The organism is Staphylococcus equorum (genome assembly GCF_029531845.1).
Taxonomy (GTDB): Bacteria; Bacillota; Bacilli; order Staphylococcales; family Staphylococcaceae; genus Staphylococcus; species Staphylococcus equorum_C.
In genome coordinates this window covers 211,823-230,752 of sequence record NZ_JAMBPV010000002.1, presented here as the reverse complement: position 1 = coordinate 230,752, position 18,930 = coordinate 211,823, and the positions used below count along the sequence as shown (strand labels likewise).

Sequence of the window (18,930 nt, the reverse complement as noted above, 5' to 3'; positions counted from 1 at the left end):
AAAGGAGTGAGGATTTTTGTCTTTTATCTATATGATTATATACTTTGTTATTCTAATGGTATTGCCTTTATGGGCGCAGCACAAAGTTAAGTCTAATTATGAAAAATATTCACAAGTAAGATCGACAAGTGGTAAGACAGGTCAAGAAGTTGCTATAGAAATACTTCATGCAAACGGTATTTATGATGTTGATGTCGTTGAAGGAAAAGGGTTCTTAACAGATCATTACGACCCTAGAAAAAAGGTCCTTGTGTTATCACCAGCTAACTTCAGTAGACCTTCAGTTGCTGGTACAGCAATCGCAGCGCACGAAGTTGGACATGCGATACAACACGCAGAAGGTTATTTCTTCTTAAGATTCAGAACATCTTTAGTACCACTAGCTAACGTAGGTAGTTCAGTTGGCTACTTAGCAGTATTTGCAGGTATTATTTTAACTACTATGCAAAGTACTTTAGGTTCTACAGCGTTATGGATTGGAATTGCATTCATGTCTCTTGCAGTATTATTCTCTATTGTTACGCTACCCGTTGAATTTAACGCAAGTAGTAGAGCAATGAAACAAATAAAAAGCTTAGACATTGTTAATGAAAAAGAACATCGCCATGCTAAAAAAGTACTTACAGCGGCAGCAATGACTTATGTTGCTTCAACTGCAGTTGCATTAGCAGAACTTGCCAGATTTATTCTTATTGCTAGATCAAGTGAATAATAATATAAATACCCTAACATTGTTATAATGCTAGGGTACTTTTTTGTTCAAAATGACTTCCTTAGCATTTTTCATTTGAACCTCATATTAAAAAACGCTCCAAAGCCAAAATATTGCTTTCCTCACTTTTTCCAAAAAAACATGCACTACTTAATCACGCGTAATAATGAAATAAACTAATAAAACGTCCATAGTCAAATAGTAAATAATATAACGCTTAACTATTGCAGGAATAATGCATGAAGCCTAAAATTAGTCTATACTATATAAGAAACCGTTAGAATGTGAGGCGTATATGATGAAGACTATGAAAAATATGCAAACTGAAGTGGATGACTATATTGGTCAATTTAAAACAGGGTATTTCTCGCCCTTAGCTAATCTTGCGCGACTAACTGAAGAAGTTGGTGAACTAGCTAGAGAGATTAATCACTACCACGGTGAGAAAAAGAAAAAAGAGTCAGAAGCTGAAAACACAATTAAGGCAGAATTAGGCGATAATTTATTCGTTTTATTATGTATTGCTAATTCTTTAGATATAGATATGACGGAAAGTTTTGATGAAACGATGAATAAATTTAACACACGTGATAAAGATCGTTTTGAACGAAAATAATTTAACTTGAAATAGAGAGGGTGTCACACCTTATGAAAATTGGCATTACTTGTTACCCATCTATGGGTGGTTCTGGAATTATCGCCACTGAATTAGGCATAAAACTTGCCGAACGTGGTCATGACATCCATTTTATTACATCTAATATACCTTTTAGAATACGAAAACCATTACCAAACATCACGTTTCACCAAGTTGAAGTCAATCAGTATGCTGTTTTCCAGTATGCCCCTTATGATATAACCTTAAGTACTAAAATTGCAGAGGTCATCAATGAGTATGATTTAGATTTATTACATATGCACTACGCAGTACCTCATGCAGTTTGTGGTATTTTAGCAAAACATATGTCTAAAAAAGACATTAAAATCATGACTACATTACATGGGACTGATATAACTGTACTTGGTTATGATCATTCTTTAAAAAATGCAATTAAGTTTGGTATAGAAGAAAGTGATGTTGTGACGAGCGTAAGCAAGTCACTCGCGAAACAAACGAATGATATCATTGAAACGAATAAAGAAATTATTCCTATATATAATTTTGTTCGAGAAAATGAGTTTCCAACAAAACCTGATGTACAAACTGAAGAAGATCAACGATTAAAAACCTGTTATGGTATTAAACCAGACGAGAAAGTTTTAATTCATGTTTCAAACTTCAGAAGTGTAAAACGTATCGACACAATTATCGATACATTTGCAAAGGTCCATAAATCTATGCCTTCAAAATTATTATTATTAGGCGATGGTCCGGAATTAATGGATATGAAACAAAAAGCACGTGATCTAAATATTGAAGATGAAGTTCTTTTTTTAGGAAAGCAAAATTGGGTTAGTGAATTCTATCAAATTTCAGACTTAGTGTTACTATTAAGTGAAAAAGAAAGTTTTGGCCTAACATTACTTGAAGCAATGAAATCTGGTATAGTGCCAATTGGTTCAACTGCTGGCGGTATTAAAGAAGTCATTAAACATGAAGATACCGGTTTTTTAGTTGATGTAGGTGATAGTACAAGCGCAAGCGAGTATGCCTTGAAATTACTCACTGACACAAAACTTTATAAAGCAATGCAAACACGAATGCTAGCAGATGTCTCAGAACGCTTTTCTTCTGATTTAATCGCAGACCAATATGAGTATTACTACAAAAAAATGTTAGAGGATAACAATGACTAAAACATTATTCGAAGCGGCAAAGCCGATTTTAGAAACTTTACAAAACCATAACTACCAAGCATTTTATGTTGGTGGGGCAGTTAGAGATTATTTAATGCAAAAACCAATTCATGATATCGATATTACGACGAGCGCCACACCAGATGAAATTGAAACAGTATTTGATAAGACCATTCCTATTGGTAAGGAGCATGGTACGATTAATGTCGTCTATAACGGAAATCAATATGAAGTGACAACTTTTCGTGCCGAAGGTGAGTATGACGATCATCGTAGACCTAATGAAGTCTTTTTCGTAAGAGACTTATACGAAGACGTAAAACGTAGAGATTTTACAATGAATGCCATTGCTATGGATATGAATTATCAAATACATGATTACTTTAATGGTCTGCAAGATATAGAACAGCGGTTAATCAAGACAGTTGGAGATCCAGCAGAACGATTTAACGAGGATGCGTTACGTATTATTAGAGGCTTACGCTTTCAGTCACAACTGGGTTTTACTTTGGAAGCAGCCACATTTAATGGTATGCATACTCATATAGCTGATATTGCACAGTTGTCTATTGAGCGGATTGTAATTGAACTTAAGAAATTAACGTTAGGTCAATATGTAGCTCATAGTTTTAATAATTTAAAGTATTTTAATGCATTTAATTATATCCCATTTTTTAACCATTTTGACTTATCAAAATTCATATTAGAAGACTCAATGTCATTATCAATGTTTATTGCATTCTTAAAAGTACAACAACCAGATGTTAACGCACAGTTGTCAGATTTAAAAATTAGCAACAATGAAAAGAAATATATTACTAGACTTGAACGAATGATACAACAGATGCCAGAAGTCCAAAGCAAACAAAGTTTGAACTTATTTGTTTATGATTACGGAGCAGAAGATATATTACAAGTATTAAGTTATGAACGCATGCTTAATGACAACAATATTATGAAGGTGTCTCCATTTATTTTTAACAATGCTGCCATCAATGAAGTTAGCCGAAACTTACCGATTTCATCAAGAAAAGAAATGGATATAAATGGCAAAGATATATTACAAGCATTAGATAAACCAAGTGGCGCATGGCTTAAATGCACATTACGTCAGGTTGAATGTGCCATTGTGTCAGGTGAGGTCAAAAACTTTAAGCCAGAACTACTAAAGTGGGTGAAAACACATGTCTAAGTATAGTAAAGATGTTGTGCAAATGTTGTATCAACACCAACCTGATTATATATCGGGTCAGTTTATAGCGGAACAATTAACCATTTCACGTACAGCAGTTAAAAAAGTAATAGATCAACTTAAATTAGAGGGGTGTCAGATTGAATCAGTAAATCATAAAGGGCATCGCTTAATCCAATTACCTGATAAATGGTATAGTGGCATTGTCCTACCAATATTAAAAGCACAAAATGTATTTGATCATGTTGAAATATTGGAAAGTATTGATTCAACTCAACTACTAGCTAAGCAAAAATTAGTAGGTAATACAAATACGTTTCTCATTTTAAGTGATGAACAAACACAAGGTAAAGGCCGATTCAATAGACCTTGGTCATCCTCCAAAGGTAAAGGCTTGTGGATGTCTATTGTTTTACGACCTGATGTACCTTTTGAAATGATAACAAAATTCAATCTATTTATGGCGCTGGGTATAAGAGATGCAATACAACAGTTCAGTATCGATCCGGTTACCATTAAATGGCCTAATGATATTTATATAGATAAACAAAAAGTTTGTGGTTTTTTAACAGAAATGGTTGCGAATAGCGATGGCATTGAAGCGGTAATTTGTGGCATTGGTATTAACATGAATCACTTACAAGAAGATTTTAATGATGAACTACAACAAAAAGCTACAAGCGTCCGTATTCATGCAGACGAAAAAATTAACCGCTACTATTTTTTACAATCACTTGTAAGTCATATTGAATATCGATATACGCAATTTCTTACAGAACCATTTTCAACTATTCGAGAAGAATACATAGTAGCATCGAATATTTGGAATAAAACATTAAGATTTACAGAGAATGGTAAACAATTCCACGGAGAAGCACTAGATATTGATGAAGATGGGTTTTTAGTTGTTTTAGATGAGACAAACAATCAACATCGCTTAATCAGTGCAGATATAGAATTTTAACCTCGTTGAAAGGAGGAATGACAATGACAAAACCGTGTTATGCCGTTATGGATTTAGAAACAACAGGAAACCAATTAGACTATGATGAAATTATTCAAATAGGTATTACTTTTGTTCGTGAAAATAAAATAATCGGCACGTACCATTCAATGATTAAAACAGATTTAGAAATTCCTCCTTTTATACAAGCCTTAACATCAATAGAAGAAGCAATGTTAAATCAAGCACCCTATTTCCATGAAATAGCTGAAGATATCTATAAACAAATAGATGGATGTATCTTTGTGGCACACAATGTTGCTTTCGATTTGAATTTCATAAAAAAATCTTTTAAAAACTGCGATATCAAATATCGACCAAAAAAAGTAATGGATACTTTAGAATTATTTAAAGTCGCTTTTCCGACTGATAAAAGTTACCAGTTAAGTGAGCTAGCAGAAGCACATGGCATTGTTTTAAACAACGCCCACCGTGCTGACGAAGATGCTGCTACAACAGCGCAACTCATGATACTCGCATTTGAGAAATTTGAAACATTACCTTTAGATACTTTGAAACAACTATATTATTTAAGTAAAAACTTAAAATATGACTTACATGATATTTTATTTGAAATGGTACGTCATCATCAAGATAAAGCTTTAGGGGACGTATACGACCAATTCGAACAAATTATTTATAAAAAACAAAAAGATTTTAAAGCGCCTACAGTAGATTTTGATGGCACTTTGAAAGATTTATATACCTTAATTACTAAAGAACTTGATTTGACCTATCGTCCACAACAATTGTATCTATCTGAAATTATATTAGAACAGTTAATGAATAGTGAAAAGGCAATGATTGAAGCACCTCTTGGAAGCGGCAAGTCGTTTGCTTATTTACTTGCATCGTTAATGTATAATATTGAAACAGGTAAACACGTAATGATTTCAACTAATACTAAATTATTACAAAACCAATTGTTGGAAAAAGACATACCTGCGCTCAAACAAGCTTTAGATTTCAAAATAAATGCTACTTTAATAAAAAGTAAACGTGATTATATTTCACTAGGCTTAATCAGCCAAATTTTGAAAGAAGAAGCCAGTAATTATGAAGTCGGTATATTAAAAATGCAATTACTTATTTGGATTACCGAAACAGACACAGGGGACATCCAAGAATTAGATTTAAAAGGTGGACAAAAAATGTATTTCGAACAAAAACTAGAGACTTATGTGCCTGTTCGTAACGATATACATTACTTCAATTTCATTAAACGAAATGCTCAAAATATTCAAATTGGTATTACAAACCATGCGCATTTAATACATGCTGCACATGATAATTCAATTTATCAATTATTTGATGATTGTATTATCGACGAAGCACATCGTTTGCCTGACTATGCATTAAGCCAAGTAACTAATGAATTGAGTTATTCTGATATTAAATATCAACTCGGCTTAATTGGTAAGACAGAAAATGAAAAGCTCCTTAAATCTATCGATCATTTAGAACAACAAAGAATTCTTGAAAAATTAGATATACCGCCTATAGATGTTTTTGGGTTAAAAACAACAGTCAATGAGATACATGATTTAAATGAGCAATTATTTACTACCATTTTTGATATCATTCAAAGTTCTGAAGTCCATGATGATGAAGTTCATAAGCTCCATTTTGTCTATCATTTTGACGTTGCACCAATTTTAAACGATTTACATTCAATTATTCATAAACTCAATATGACATTAGAATTCTTCAATGGCATGAGTCATAAAACAATCAAGTCTGTGCGCAAACAATTACTTTATATTAATAATCGTTTTAAAGAAATTGAACATAGTTTAAAAAATAATCACACAAGTTATTTATCAATTAAAAATATAAATCAAAAATCGACGATTAGACTTAACGTGAAAGATTATGATGTTAAAGAAATATTGACGACACAAGTATTAGATAAATTTAAATCACTTACATTTATTTCAGGTACATTAACGTTTAACCATTCATTTGAAAACTTCAAACATTGGTTTAATAAGGATATTGTCTTTAATACGTATGAGATTGATTCGAAGGTAATGTCACCAAATCAAACTACCGTATTCATACCTAATGATGTCGCTTCGTATAATTATAAAAGTATTGATGATTATGTGAGTTCTATCGTTAATTATGTAATTGAGTATATTAACATTGTAGAATCTAAATGTTTAATACTATTTACAAGCTATAAAATGATGCATATGGTCCAAGAGTTATTAAATGAATTACCTGAATTTGAAGATTATGTCGTTTTAACACAACAGCAAAATCAAAATTATAAGATTGTTCAACAATTTAATAGTTTTAATAAAGCAATTTTACTTGGTACTGGTACATTTTTTGAGGGCTTTGACTTTCAATCTAATGGCATCAAATGTGTCATGATTGCTAAGTTGCCTTTTATGAATCAAAACAATACAAAATATTGGCTAATGGAATCTGAATTTGCTTCTACATTCAAAGATTATGTCTTACCTGATGCTGTAACACGTTTCAGACAGGGTCTCGGTAGATTGATACGTAGCGAAAATGATAAGGGGATTATTGTATCCTTTGATGATCGTTTAATTCGAAGTAATTATAAACAATTTTTTGAACAATCATTAGAAAGTTATCGTCAAAATAAAGGCGATATCAAACAATTTTCAAGCATACTCAAGAAATTAAAAAAAGAAGACAAACGTAATCAATAAACTCAGCACACGCAACTAGAACTTATACATCGATTTTGTTAAAATATATAAGGATAAAGAAAAGAAGACTACAATATTATTAGGAGACTGGCTATGAAGACAACGATTAAAGAAGCTAAACAATATCTTAACCAAGAAGTGACTATTGGCGCTTGGTTAACTAATAAACGTTCAAGTGGGAAAATAGCATTCCTACAATTAAGAGATGGTACGGGCTTTATGCAAGGTGTCGTAGCAAAAGCAGAAGTAGCAGAGGAAATATTTAAATTAGCTAAAGAATTAACACAAGAATCCTCCATTTATATTACTGGTGTTATATCTGAAGATGATCGTTCTGATATTGGTTACGAAATGCAAGTGAAATCAATAGCTGTAATCTCAGAAGCTCATGATTACCCAATAACACCAAAAGACCATGGTACAGAATTTTTAATGGACCATCGTCATTTATGGTTACGCTCTAAAAAACAACATGCTGTAATGAAAATCAGAAACGAAATTATTCGTGCTACTTATGAATTCTTTAATGACAATGGTTTCACAAAAATCGATCCGCCTATTTTAACAGCAAGTGCACCTGAAGGCACAAGTGAGCTATTCCATACAAAATACTTTGATGAAGATGCATTCTTATCTCAAAGTGGGCAACTTTATATGGAAGCAGCTGCAATGGCACACGGTAGAGTATTTTCCTTTGGTCCAACATTCCGTGCTGAAAAATCTAAAACACGTCGTCATTTAATTGAATTCTGGATGATTGAACCTGAAATGGCTTTTTGTGAGCATGCACAAAGTTTAGAAGTTCAAGAACAATATGTAACACATGTGATTCAATCTGTATTGACTAATTGTAAACTTGAACTTAATGTATTAGAACGTGATACATCTAAACTTGAAAAAGTAACTACCCCATTCCCACGTATCACATACGATGATGCTGTAGTATTCTTAAAAGAACAAGGTTTTGACGATATAGAATGGGGCGAAGATTTCGGTTCTCCACATGAAACTGCTATCGCTAATCATTATGATTTACCAGTGTTTATCACTAACTATCCAACAAAAATCAAGCCTTTCTATATGCAACCGAATCCAGAAAATGAAAATACTGTACTGTGTGCAGATTTAATTGCACCTGAAGGTTATGGTGAAATTATAGGTGGGTCTGAACGTATAAACGACCTTGACTTACTAGAGCAACGTATTAATGAATATGGCTTAGACGCTGAAAGTTATAGCTATTATTTAGATTTACGTCGTTACGGCAGTGTGCCTCATAGTGGTTTTGGTTTAGGCTTAGAAAGAACTGTGGCTTGGTTATCCGGCGTTGATCATGTCCGTGAAACAGCACCATTCCCACGCTTACTTAATCGATTATATCCATAATATTTAAAATAAGATAATAAGATTCACAAACAGCGTCCAGTCCACAAATAATGGCTGGACGTTTTTATAGCAATATCAAAGATGGGAGGGGTTAATTTGGATAGAGAACAATTAAAAACGAGACCTGTTGTAATTCGAAAAGAACTACTTGATCATTACAATGAATTAGGTTTAAATGAAACAGAGTTAGTGATTTTAATCAAATTATTACATGCATCTGAAACGTCTAATAAACAACCTTCAATTGAATCTTTACAGCAAGGATCTGCACTAGACTCAAGAGAAATCACTTCAATCATTCAAACTTTAATACAACATGGTTTACTAGAACTTAATGTCAATAAGGACGAAGAAGGCAAGTTTACTGAATATATGAACCTTAATCAGTTCTATGATCGATTAAGTGAAATTATGCAACAAATGAATGTAAAACAAGACGAACATGAATCGGAACTAGAGTTCAATACACTATTTCAAAAAATTGAACAAGCGTTTGGAAGACCATTATCTCCATATGAGATAGAAACATTAAATCAATGGTTAGATATAGATAAACATGATTTAAGTGTCATACAAGCTGCTTTAAACGAAGCAGAGAGCCAAAATAAAATGAGTTTTAAATATATAGATCGTATTTTACTAAATTGGAAAAAAAATAATGTGAAAACGATTGAAGATTCGAAAAAAATTAGCCGCCAATTTAACCAACCTAAAATGAAACATACAGTTAGTAAGGTCCCTAAATTTGATTGGCTGAATGGGGAGAATCCAAATGGTAAGTAATAAAAAAGCACTTGAAATGGTTGATGTCATAGCTGAGATGTTTCCAAATGCTGAATGTGAACTTGTCCATGACAATGCATTTGAACTTACAATTGCTGTACTCTTATCTGCACAAACAACTGATATTTCTGTAAATAAACTCACAAAACCTTTATTTGAAAAATATAAAACACCAGAAGATTATTTAAGTGTAGATATTTCAGAATTAGAAAATGATATACGTACAATTGGTTTATATAGAAATAAAGCCAAAAATATTCAAAAATTAAGTCAATCGCTTTTAGATAAATTTGATGGTAAGATTCCTCGAACACACAATGAGTTAGAAAGCTTAGCAGGTGTAGGTAGAAAAACAGCGAACGTTGTTATGAGCGTAGCTTTTGGTGAACCTTCGTTAGCTGTAGATACACATGTAGAACGTATCTCAAAACGTTTAGGCATATGCCGATGGAAAGATAATGTACGTCAGGTAGAGGATAAATTGTGTAAAGTAGTTCCTAGAGAAAGATGGAATAAAACACACCATCAACTCATATTTTTCGGTCGTTATCATTGCTTAGCCCGTAAACCGAAATGCGATGTTTGTCCATTATTCGAAGAATGTAGAGAAGGTCAAAAACGCTATAAAGCAAGTTTGAAAGAGGCATGAACAAAATGATTACAAAAGAAGATTTTACTAAGTTAGAACATCAATTAGATGCATTTGCGAAGGTCAAAAAACTAAAATCACCAGAAGCAAAACAATTATTAGATCAATACTTTAATATGATTCAACATTACTTTCAACAAATTAATGCTATAGAAGTCATTGATTTTAAATACTTAGATGAATATGCTGTCGTTCCAATGAACTTTGAAGAAAGATATAATTATATGATAGCTCGTAAATATCATTTTATGGGCTACAGCCAAATGAAAACATTAAAAACAGAACTTATTAAAATGAATGCATCTTATCAAATTCGTCTAAAAAATAAACGTTAAACACTAAAAACAGCGTAAGCGCCTAAACTTAGGAGGCTCACGCTGTTTTTTATACATAATTGTATATGTATACTGAATAAAAACAAAGACCCAATTTCCAATTAATATGGAAACCGGGTCTTTTAAATTTGAAATCTTGTTATTGTGTGCTATTTGAAGTAGCTGTTCCACTGCTATTTGCACTGTTAGTATTTGTACCGTTTGCATTCGTAGTGTTTGTACCACTTGTATTATTGGTATTTGTATTACCAGTGTTGTTGCTGTTCGAACTGTTACTGTTTGATGAACTATTACTTTCTGAATCAGAATCACTATCTGAATCACTGTCTGAATCACTGTCACTGCCTTGACCTTTAGGATCATTATCAGTTGTATTGTCATCAGGTTCACCTTTAACTGATAAATTATCTTTACTGTCTCCGCTAACAGAATCTGGTTTCGTGAAGTCTTTACCATCACGCGGTGAAATAGTAGACATCACATCTTCTAATAGGAATTGAGGATATTCTTGTTCATCACTTCCTACAAATGAGTTTGTTCCGCCTTGTTTAACTTCATTGAATCCCATCCATACAGACATACTGTATTTAGGTGTGAAACCGTTGACCCAAACATCTTTAGCAGCATCATCAGGTAAATTATATTGTTGGTAAGTTTGTTGTCCATACGTACCTGTACCTGTTTTAGCCCCTATGTTTACTCCAGAGACGCCGTGTCCATACGCAGAACCATAAGCATCAAATGTGCCTTTAAGCACTTCAGCTAACATATAAGAAGTAGAATCCTTCATAGCTTTTTTACTTGTATGCTCATATTCGATGACTTCGCCATCTTGTTTTTCAACTTTTTCAATTGAATGTGCATTGTTGTATTCGCCGCCATTTGCAATTGCTGCAAATGCTGATGCTAATTGTGTAGGAGAGAACTCAGATGCAGAACCACCTAGTACTTCAGAAGGTCCAATATCTCCTTCATAGTCTAATCCTACTTTTTCAGCGAATTTCTTCGGTGCGTCGTTTCCAGCATTTTCTTTAGTTGATTCCCAAGCTTTTAAGGCAGGGATGTTGAAACTTTGACGTAATGCATCATAAAGTTTAACTGTTCCGTGACTTTCCATGTCATAGTTTCTGAACGTAACACCGTCAACTTGGTATTCCTCTTCATCTTTCATAGCATGGTCAGTTGCCCAAGACATGTTTTCAATTGCTGGACCATAAGATAAGAATGGTTTTAATGACGATCCGGTAGGGTGTGCGTCTGTTGCTAAGTTTCTATCAACGACATCTTTATACTCTCTACCACCAGATATTGCAACAAGTTCACCTGTTTCACTATCTACAATAGATGAACCAACTTGTTGATCTTCATTTTTATAGTAGCTACCATTATTAATACGTTCTTGCAACGTTTCTTGAACATCTTTGTCCATATTCGTATGAATCTTAATGCCACTATTTAATACAGATCCTAAATCTTCATCTTTGAACTCTTTATTATTCATAAGTTCTGATTTTACAAAGTTAATATATGAATCATATTCTTGTTTAGAATTATCTTTGCTTACTTGTCGCTCTTCTGTAGTTCGTTGAACAAGTGTATCTTGTATTTTAGTATCTTGTGCTTTTTCTTTCTCTTCTTTAGAAATTCTACCATGATATTCCATTAGATAAAGCACAGTGTTTTTACGTGATTCCGCTTCTTTAGGATTATCATACGCATTATACGTATTTGGTACTTGTGGTAAACCAGCAAGATATGCTTCTTCAGTTAAAGTTAAATCTTTCAATTCTTTATCGAAGTAATATTTAGCTGCGGCTTTCACACCATAAACACCATCAGAATAATAGATCTTATTCAAATACATTTCGAATATTTCATCTTTACTGTACTCTTGTTCTAATCTGTATGATAAGTATGCTTCTTGTGCTTTACGTGCAATAGATTTTTTATCTGTCAAGAATGAACGTTTAACAACTTGTTGTGTTAAAGTCGATGCACCTTGTGAACCAAATCCACCAGTAACATTTTTGGCAACAGCGCCGAATAGACGTTTATAGTCAAGTGCACCATGACTGTAGAAGCGATTATCTTCTGTAGCTAATACAGCATCTTTCATTCCTTTAGGCACTTCATCTAATTCAACATGTTCCCGTCGTTGCCCGTTATCAATTGTTTTTACCAATTCTCCATCTTTATCATAAATCTTAGCTGGGATTGGGTCTTGTAATTTTGACTCAGTAAATGCTGGAGCTTTCCAAGCATAATAAGCAAATAACAAGATTCCTATTAAGGCTAAGACAATGAAGGCAATGATTAGAAAGCCAATTATCTTGATTATCGTTCGTTTAATATTCCTATTCTTTTTTTGCTCGGACTTGTCTTTCTTGTTAGATTGAGAAGCCCTTTTTTTCTCCGTCATACGCGGTCCTCACTTTCATCTAATATCAACTTATCAACAGCTTTGAGGTAATTCAATCGTGGTTGATACTGATAAGGAATATAGTAACCATTTTTTCTTACTTCTTCAACCGTTACCGACTTTTTAATGTTATTTGTATGTCTTTCCCAAAAATATTCAAATTTGGAATAGGGAAGAAGATACACTTCATCAAGCGTTTTAAATCGAATTAATAGAAATACAATTCCATTTTGTTTAAAACAAGACGCCATATGTGAAACTTGGTGTTCATGCATATTACTTAATGGAAAAGAAGTTTTATTTTTCGTTTCTTTCGCTTCAAAGTCAAGGTAATGTCCATTATAAATACCATTATAATCAGTTGTAGACGGCGTTCGGAAATAAGCCTCATTAATTACAGCCTTACTTCTCATTGGATAATGAACATTTACGATTTGAACAGGCGTTGGTTTTTTATGTATAACCGCCATTCCATGGTTCAAATAATACGTGTTCGACAGTTCGATATCACTTTCAAGTGACATACCTCTGCCACCATAGTCTATTTTACTCGTTTGACCCTTATGAGTTCGTCCGACTTGAGACTTATTTCTATTAAATGGTTTCCCATTAGGGTAATTCATTGTTTTCACCACTTTAGTTTGGAAATCAAAAACTTTTTCCATTATACCCGACTTTGGCAGATTTTTCCAAACCTTGAAATATGAATCAATGTATTTACAAATACATCAAGTACATTTTAACGTGCTTTGCTTAATTAAACAATATTTGAAACTAATTAAGGCGCTAGTATAACATAAATGTAAGTTGACGCTTTAGAAATGACGCATATTATCTTTTATGGTAAATTTATTGTGTAGGAGGAAACTTCATGCAACAGTTAATTACGAAATTATTAGATGATGTACAGCTTATGCAAGACAAATATGAATCCGTAAAAGCATCTGGCGAAGATTACGATTTTTATTCCGTTGTCGTCCCATTTACTAACAATATTGATGAATTGCTCACATCCTTTGTTCAATTTGAAACTCAAATACTTCAATTGCAATATATGAACAAACAAAAATTTGATTTATTAGTTTCTAATATAGAAGAATTATCTGTGGAGTGTCATTTCAAACGCTCAAGCAGAAAGTTATTCACAGAAAAAATAAAGGCTGTTCAATATGATTTAAGCTATATTCAAAGAAGTGGGTCATGTCTATGATAAAAACAGTTTATGTTACAGGTTATAAATCTTATGAACTTAATATTTTCAAAGACGATGCTCCAGAAGTTTCCTATTTAAAAAAATTTATCGCACATAAATTAAAACAATTGATTGAAGAAGGCTTAGAATGGGTATTAATACAAGGACAGATGGGTATAGAATTATGGACAGCAGAAGTAGTACTTGATTTGAAGGCATCACATCCAAATCTTAAATTGGGTATTATAACGCCGTTTTATGGTCACAGCGATAGATGGAATGAACAAAATCAAGCTAAATATCAAAACATTACGCAAAAAGCTGATTTTGTAGATAGTGTGTTTCATTCCCCGTACGAAGGACCTCATCAATTTAAACAGACAGATCAGTTCATGTTAGATCACACAGATCAAACACTATTAATATATGATGAGGAGCAAGAAGCCAGTCCAAAATTCTTCAAGCAAATGTTAGTTGATTTTATGGAAAAAACAAATTATACTTGTGACATTGTGACGTTCGATGAATTAACTGAGTTCATCAATGATTTACAGTGGTCTCAAGAACAAAGTTTCGAATGAGGTGGGTAAAAATGGCAGATATTTCATTGAAATTATCAGCAAAGGATATTTATGAAAAAGATTTTGAAAAAACTATGACGCGTGGTTATAGAAGGGAAGAAGTCGATGCCTTCTTAGACGACATCATAGCGGATTATCAAAAAATGTCAGACTTAGATAGTGAAGTTGTTAAGCTTTCTGAAGAAAACAACAAACTAAAAAAAGAACTTGAAGAACTTAGATTACGTGTAGCAACGTCAAGACCACAAGAAAACAAGAATTTCTCTTCCAATAGCAGTGCTGCAACTAAGAGCAATACCAACAATAACAACAACAATAATGTTGATATTCTAAAAAGAATTTCTAACTTAGAAAAAGCAGTATTTGGAAAATAGCTTGATATTAAATAATTATAGCGTGTGTTAATCGTAGATATAGTTTCATCTACATAGAACCAAGTTTTGATTTCATTCAAAACTTGGTTTATTTTGTTTGTTTAGCCATCTAAAGCATGGTATACTTTCAAAGATGGTGTTTTGGGTGATCGCTATAGCAATATAGAGGAAAGTCCATGCTCACACAATCTGAGATGATTGTAGTGTTCGTGCTTGATGAAACAATAAGTCAAGGCATTAATTTGACGGCAATGAAATAACCTAAGTCTTTTAGATACGGTTAAAATAGTTTGAAAGTGCCACAGTGACGTAGCTTTTATAGAAATATAAAAGGTGGAACGCGGTAAACCCCTCGAGTGAGCAATCCAAATTAGGTAGGAGCACTTATTTAACGGAATTCAACGTATAAATAAGACATGCTTTTTAAAAGTATGTAGACAGATGGTTACCACCAGCGTACGAGTGTCTCTAGTACACGATGGCAGTACAACGGTACAAAACATGGCTTACAGAAATATCATCACTAGACCCAAGCTCTCCCACATAGGAGAGCTTTTTTAATTTCTAAAGTTATAGATGGTATTCATTAAACTTAGTTAGGTTTATAACTTAGTACAATGTCATATCTATTTAAAAATTTTTTTGATAAAATATAAGTAAATCTTGATTTAAGAAGGAGCAAACCAATGTATCAATTATTAGCCGTATGCCCTATGGGATTAGAAGCAGTTGTGGCAAAAGAAGTTCAAGAATTAGGTTATGAAACAACTGTCGAAAATGGCAGAATATTTTTTGAAGGTGACGAATCTGCAATTGTTAAGTGTAATTTATGGTTACGCACAGCCGATAGAATTAAAATTGTAGTAGGTCAATTTAAAGCCACTACATTTGATGAGTTATTTGAAAAAACAAAGGCTTTACCATGGGAAGCAATTGTTGAACAAGATGGTAACTTCCCAGTCCAAGGCCGCAGTGTAAAATCAACATTATTTAGTGTTCCTGATTGCCAAGCAATTGTAAAAAAAGCAATTGTCGAACGTTTAAGACGTGCTTACCAAGAACGTGGTTGGTTAAATGAAACAGGTGCAAAATATCCAGTAGAAGTATCAATATTAAAAGATAATGCACTTCTTACGATAGACACTTCAGGTTCAGGATTGAATAAACGTGGTTACCGTTTAGCTCAAGGTGAAGCACCAATTAAAGAAACACTTGCAGCAAGTTTAATTCGTTTAGCGAATTGGACAGGTGATACGCCTTTAATAGATCCATTCTGCGGTTCAGGCACAATAGCGATAGAAGCTTGTTTAATCGCGCAAAACATTGCTCCTGGTTTTAATCGTGATTTTGTTTCTGAAAAGTGGGACATGATGCCTGACAATTTATATGACGAAATGAGAGACGAAGCAGACCAACAAGCTAATTACGATAGAAAGCTTGAAATTTATGCTTCGGATATCGATCCAGAAATGATAGATATTGCACGCAGAAACGCTGAAGAAGTTGGATTAGCAGATATTATTCAATTTAGCGTTAAAGATGTTAATACACTGACAATAGATACAGACGAGCCAATCGCACTTATAGGCAACCCGCCATATGGCGAACGTATTGGTGACCGTGATGAAGTAGAAGTTATGTATCGCTATATAGGAGAACTAATGCAACAGCATCCTCATCTATCAACTTATATCTTGACGAGTAGTACAGAGTTTGAACATTTAGTTAACCAGAAGGCAACTAAACGTAGAAAGTTATTTAACGGCTACATTGAATGTACGTATTATCAGTATTGGGGTAAAAGAAAACCTCAGAAATAATATTTAATGGATTGAATAAGTAGAAAGAGGTGCATCTTTTGAATACTGAATTTAAAAAGGGTATTGCATTCGCTTTTGGTGCATATATATTATGGGGCGTCCTACCCATATATTGGAATTTAATTAGAGAATTAGGCGCATTTGAAATATTAGCATATAGAATTGTGCTTTCTATGATATTTATGCTATTTGTTGTAGTGTTCACTAAAAACACTGGACCCTTTAAACGAGATGTTCATCAACTCTTTACAAATCCAATTCAACTCGTTGCTATTATTGCAGCTGGTTATGTAATTACAATTAACTGGGGCACATTCATATGGGCGGTAGCAAATGGCCATGTACTGCAAACCAGTTTGGGATATTATATTAATCCACTTGTAAGTATAATACTCGCGCTTATTTTCTTGAAAGAACGTTTTAATAAATTAGAGTGGATTGCAATCGCCTTAGCAGTTGTAGGTGTGCTTTATATGACGTTGAAAATGGGCGTCTTCCCAGGTATATCATTATTATTAGCAAGTTCGTTTGGCTTATATGGATTAATAAAAAAACTAGTGCCGATCGATGCCATCAGTAGTATTACTATAGAATGTATTGCTACTGCTCCAGCAGGCTTTATATATCTATGGTATATATGGCAACAAGGGAGTTCTTCTCTAGGAGTCAATAGTTCGTCATTTTGGTTATTGTTCTCAGGGGCGATTACAGCGATCCCGTTAATATTATTTTCAGCAGGCGCCCGTAGAATTCCATTGTCATTAACTGGCTTCATACAATACATTGCTCCAACATTGATGTTTATATTAGGGATATTCTTATTTAAAGAACCGTTTAATATTGACCAATTAGTAACATTTATATTTATTTGGATTGGCATTATCGTCTATAGTATTTCTCAATATTTTAAAATTAAGAAAGATAAAAACCCGGCAATTCGTTAACCATTAAATCTCTAGATGTTAAAAACGGTGTTAAGTAGGTACTTAATAACTGTTTAACACATCCGGGGATTTTTTTAATTTAAAACACTAGATGATATGTGTACTATCGTTCATTGCTAATACAGTAGTTAAATATAAATACATTATAGTAATCGATTAAGCACTCAGATTGTAATCGAGTATGTTTTAAGTTTAATATAAGGATAAAGAGGTTAACTATAGTACTGTGAGGATTAAGAGGGTATATGTAAAAATTTTGCTTTAGATTTTTGAAAATAGCAAGAGAGCCAAAAAATGTTTTTGATTATATAGCATGATTATTAAAACGATAAAATGATATTGGAGTGATTGGATGACAAGAGTATTAATTGTAGGGGCAAATGGTGCAGTTTCTAAAGCAGCTATTAATTCTTTTTTAGAAAACACATCCTATACCTTAAGATTATTTCTAAGAGATGCAAATAGACTACCTGATTTTGCATCAGATAGAATTCGTGTGCGAGAAGGTGACGCTACTAACTTTGATGATGTTAATCGTGCAATGGACGATGTAGATATCGTCATAGCTAGTCTATCAGGAGACCTTGATAAAGAAGCAGCAACTATTGTAAAGGCAATGCAAGCAAATGACGTGAAACGTTTAATCTTCGTAACTTCTTTAGGTATATACAATGAAGTCCCAGGAGAATTTGGTGAATGGGTTCAACAACAAATAGGTGATAGACTACCTATATATAAAGAAGCAGCTGACATTATTGAAAGTTCAGGACTAGATTATACGATTTTTAGACCAGCATGGTTAACACATACAAACGAAATTGATTATGAAATCACTAAAAAAGATGAATCCTTCAAGGGGACAGAAGTATCCAGAAAAAGTGTAGCAGCTGTAGTTGTTAATATCGCTAAAGATCCAAATCTTTATTTAAAAGAAAACATTGGTATCAATAAGCCAAATACAGATTACAGTATACCTAAAGAGAGTTAATAATAAGTAGGTGTATAATAGTTGTGAGTTAAAGAATAGACAAACTATAAATACTGAAGCGGATATAT

18 protein-coding genes and 1 other RNA gene are annotated in these 18,930 nt (G+C 33.1%); 17 read left to right on the top strand and 2 right to left on the bottom strand.

What is annotated here, in order from left to right; genetic code table 11:
• Positions 1-16 precede the first annotated feature (16 nt).
• The 10 genes from M4L39_RS03385 (at position 17) to M4L39_RS03340 (ending at position 10,544) form a co-directional block, all read left to right on the top strand.
• A complete protein-coding gene (locus M4L39_RS03385; protein WP_002512429.1) occupies positions 17-712 on the top strand; it encodes a zinc metallopeptidase in 696 nt (231 codons plus the stop codon).
• A gap of 298 nt (positions 713-1,010) precedes the next feature.
• Complete coding sequence (locus M4L39_RS03380; protein WP_277580754.1) at positions 1,011-1,328, top strand: nucleotide pyrophosphohydrolase; 318 nt, start codon at positions 1,011-1,013, stop codon at positions 1,326-1,328.
• Between the two features lie 32 nt (positions 1,329-1,360).
• Positions 1,361-2,509 carry an N-acetyl-alpha-D-glucosaminyl L-malate synthase BshA gene (bshA, locus tag M4L39_RS03375; protein WP_277580753.1) on the top strand — a complete coding sequence of 383 codons (1,149 nt, stop codon included), beginning with the start codon at positions 1,361-1,363 and terminating at the stop codon, positions 2,507-2,509.
• Positions 2,502-3,701, top strand: a complete 1,200-nt coding sequence (locus M4L39_RS03370; protein ID WP_277580752.1) for a CCA tRNA nucleotidyltransferase — start codon at positions 2,502-2,504, stop codon at positions 3,699-3,701. Before bshA ends, M4L39_RS03370 begins: the two co-directional genes overlap by 8 nt.
• Positions 3,694-4,665 (top strand): biotin--[acetyl-CoA-carboxylase] ligase, encoded by a 972-nt coding sequence (locus M4L39_RS03365; RefSeq protein ID WP_277580751.1) that lies wholly within the window; start codon positions 3,694-3,696, stop codon positions 4,663-4,665. Before M4L39_RS03370 ends, M4L39_RS03365 begins: the two co-directional genes overlap by 8 nt.
• A gap of 23 nt (positions 4,666-4,688) precedes the next feature.
• Positions 4,689-7,391: a helicase C-terminal domain-containing protein gene (locus M4L39_RS03360; protein WP_277580750.1), complete on the top strand. Its 2,703-nt coding sequence runs from the start codon at positions 4,689-4,691 to the stop codon at positions 7,389-7,391.
• A 93-nt stretch (positions 7,392-7,484) separates the two neighbouring features.
• Positions 7,485-8,777, top strand: coding sequence for an asparagine--tRNA ligase (gene asnS, locus M4L39_RS03355; RefSeq protein ID WP_277580749.1), 1,293 nt, complete (start codon positions 7,485-7,487; stop codon positions 8,775-8,777).
• 96 nt (positions 8,778-8,873) lie between these two features.
• Positions 8,874-9,560 carry a DnaD domain-containing protein gene (locus M4L39_RS03350; RefSeq protein WP_277580748.1) on the top strand — a complete coding sequence of 229 codons (687 nt, stop codon included), beginning with the start codon at positions 8,874-8,876 and terminating at the stop codon, positions 9,558-9,560.
• The gene (gene nth / locus M4L39_RS03345; protein ID WP_277580747.1) at positions 9,550-10,209 is read left to right on the top strand and encodes an endonuclease III; all 660 of its coding nucleotides are present in this window, start codon (positions 9,550-9,552) and stop codon (positions 10,207-10,209) included. The genes M4L39_RS03350 and nth overlap by 11 nt, the downstream gene beginning before the upstream one ends.
• A 5-nt stretch (positions 10,210-10,214) precedes the next feature.
• Positions 10,215-10,544, top strand: a complete 330-nt coding sequence (locus tag M4L39_RS03340) for a YpoC family protein (RefSeq protein ID WP_277580985.1) — start codon at positions 10,215-10,217, stop codon at positions 10,542-10,544.
• Positions 10,545-10,683: 139 nt separating this feature from the next.
• On the opposite strand, the gene M4L39_RS03335 is transcribed toward M4L39_RS03340, so the two are convergent.
• Positions 10,684-12,963: a transglycosylase domain-containing protein gene (locus tag M4L39_RS03335; RefSeq protein ID WP_277580746.1), complete on the bottom strand. Its 2,280-nt coding sequence runs from the start codon at positions 12,961-12,963 to the stop codon at positions 10,684-10,686.
• Positions 12,960-13,586 (bottom strand): Holliday junction resolvase RecU, encoded by a 627-nt coding sequence (gene recU, locus M4L39_RS03330; protein WP_277580984.1) that lies wholly within the window; start codon positions 13,584-13,586, stop codon positions 12,960-12,962. The genes M4L39_RS03335 and recU overlap by 4 nt, the downstream gene beginning before the upstream one ends.
• A 248-nt stretch (positions 13,587-13,834) precedes the next feature.
• On the opposite strand from recU, the gene M4L39_RS03325 reads away from it, so the two are divergent.
• The 7 genes from M4L39_RS03325 to M4L39_RS03295 all read left to right on the top strand — a co-directional run bounded on the left by M4L39_RS03325 (position 13,835) and on the right by M4L39_RS03295 (position 18,862).
• Positions 13,835-14,173: a DUF1798 family protein gene (locus tag M4L39_RS03325; RefSeq protein WP_277580745.1), complete on the top strand. Its 339-nt coding sequence runs from the start codon at positions 13,835-13,837 to the stop codon at positions 14,171-14,173.
• A complete protein-coding gene (locus M4L39_RS03320) occupies positions 14,170-14,736 on the top strand; it encodes a DUF1273 domain-containing protein (protein WP_277580744.1) in 567 nt (188 codons plus the stop codon). The genes M4L39_RS03325 and M4L39_RS03320 overlap by 4 nt, the downstream gene beginning before the upstream one ends.
• 11 nt (positions 14,737-14,747) lie before the next feature.
• Complete coding sequence (locus M4L39_RS03315) at positions 14,748-15,110, top strand: DivIVA domain-containing protein (protein ID WP_277580743.1); 363 nt, start codon at positions 14,748-14,750, stop codon at positions 15,108-15,110.
• Positions 15,111-15,247: 137 nt separating this feature from the next.
• An RNA gene (gene rnpB / locus M4L39_RS03310) (RNase P RNA component class B) lies at positions 15,248-15,624 on the top strand.
• A gap of 172 nt (positions 15,625-15,796) precedes the next feature.
• Complete coding sequence (locus M4L39_RS03305) at positions 15,797-16,930, top strand: THUMP domain-containing class I SAM-dependent RNA methyltransferase (protein WP_277580742.1); 1,134 nt, start codon at positions 15,797-15,799, stop codon at positions 16,928-16,930.
• Between the two features lie 38 nt (positions 16,931-16,968).
• Complete coding sequence (gene rarD / locus M4L39_RS03300) at positions 16,969-17,874, top strand: EamA family transporter RarD (protein WP_277580741.1); 906 nt, start codon at positions 16,969-16,971, stop codon at positions 17,872-17,874.
• A 352-nt stretch (positions 17,875-18,226) separates the two neighbouring features.
• Positions 18,227-18,862: an SDR family oxidoreductase gene (locus M4L39_RS03295; RefSeq protein ID WP_277580740.1), complete on the top strand. Its 636-nt coding sequence runs from the start codon at positions 18,227-18,229 to the stop codon at positions 18,860-18,862.
• The last annotated feature ends 68 nt before the right edge of the window (positions 18,863-18,930 follow it).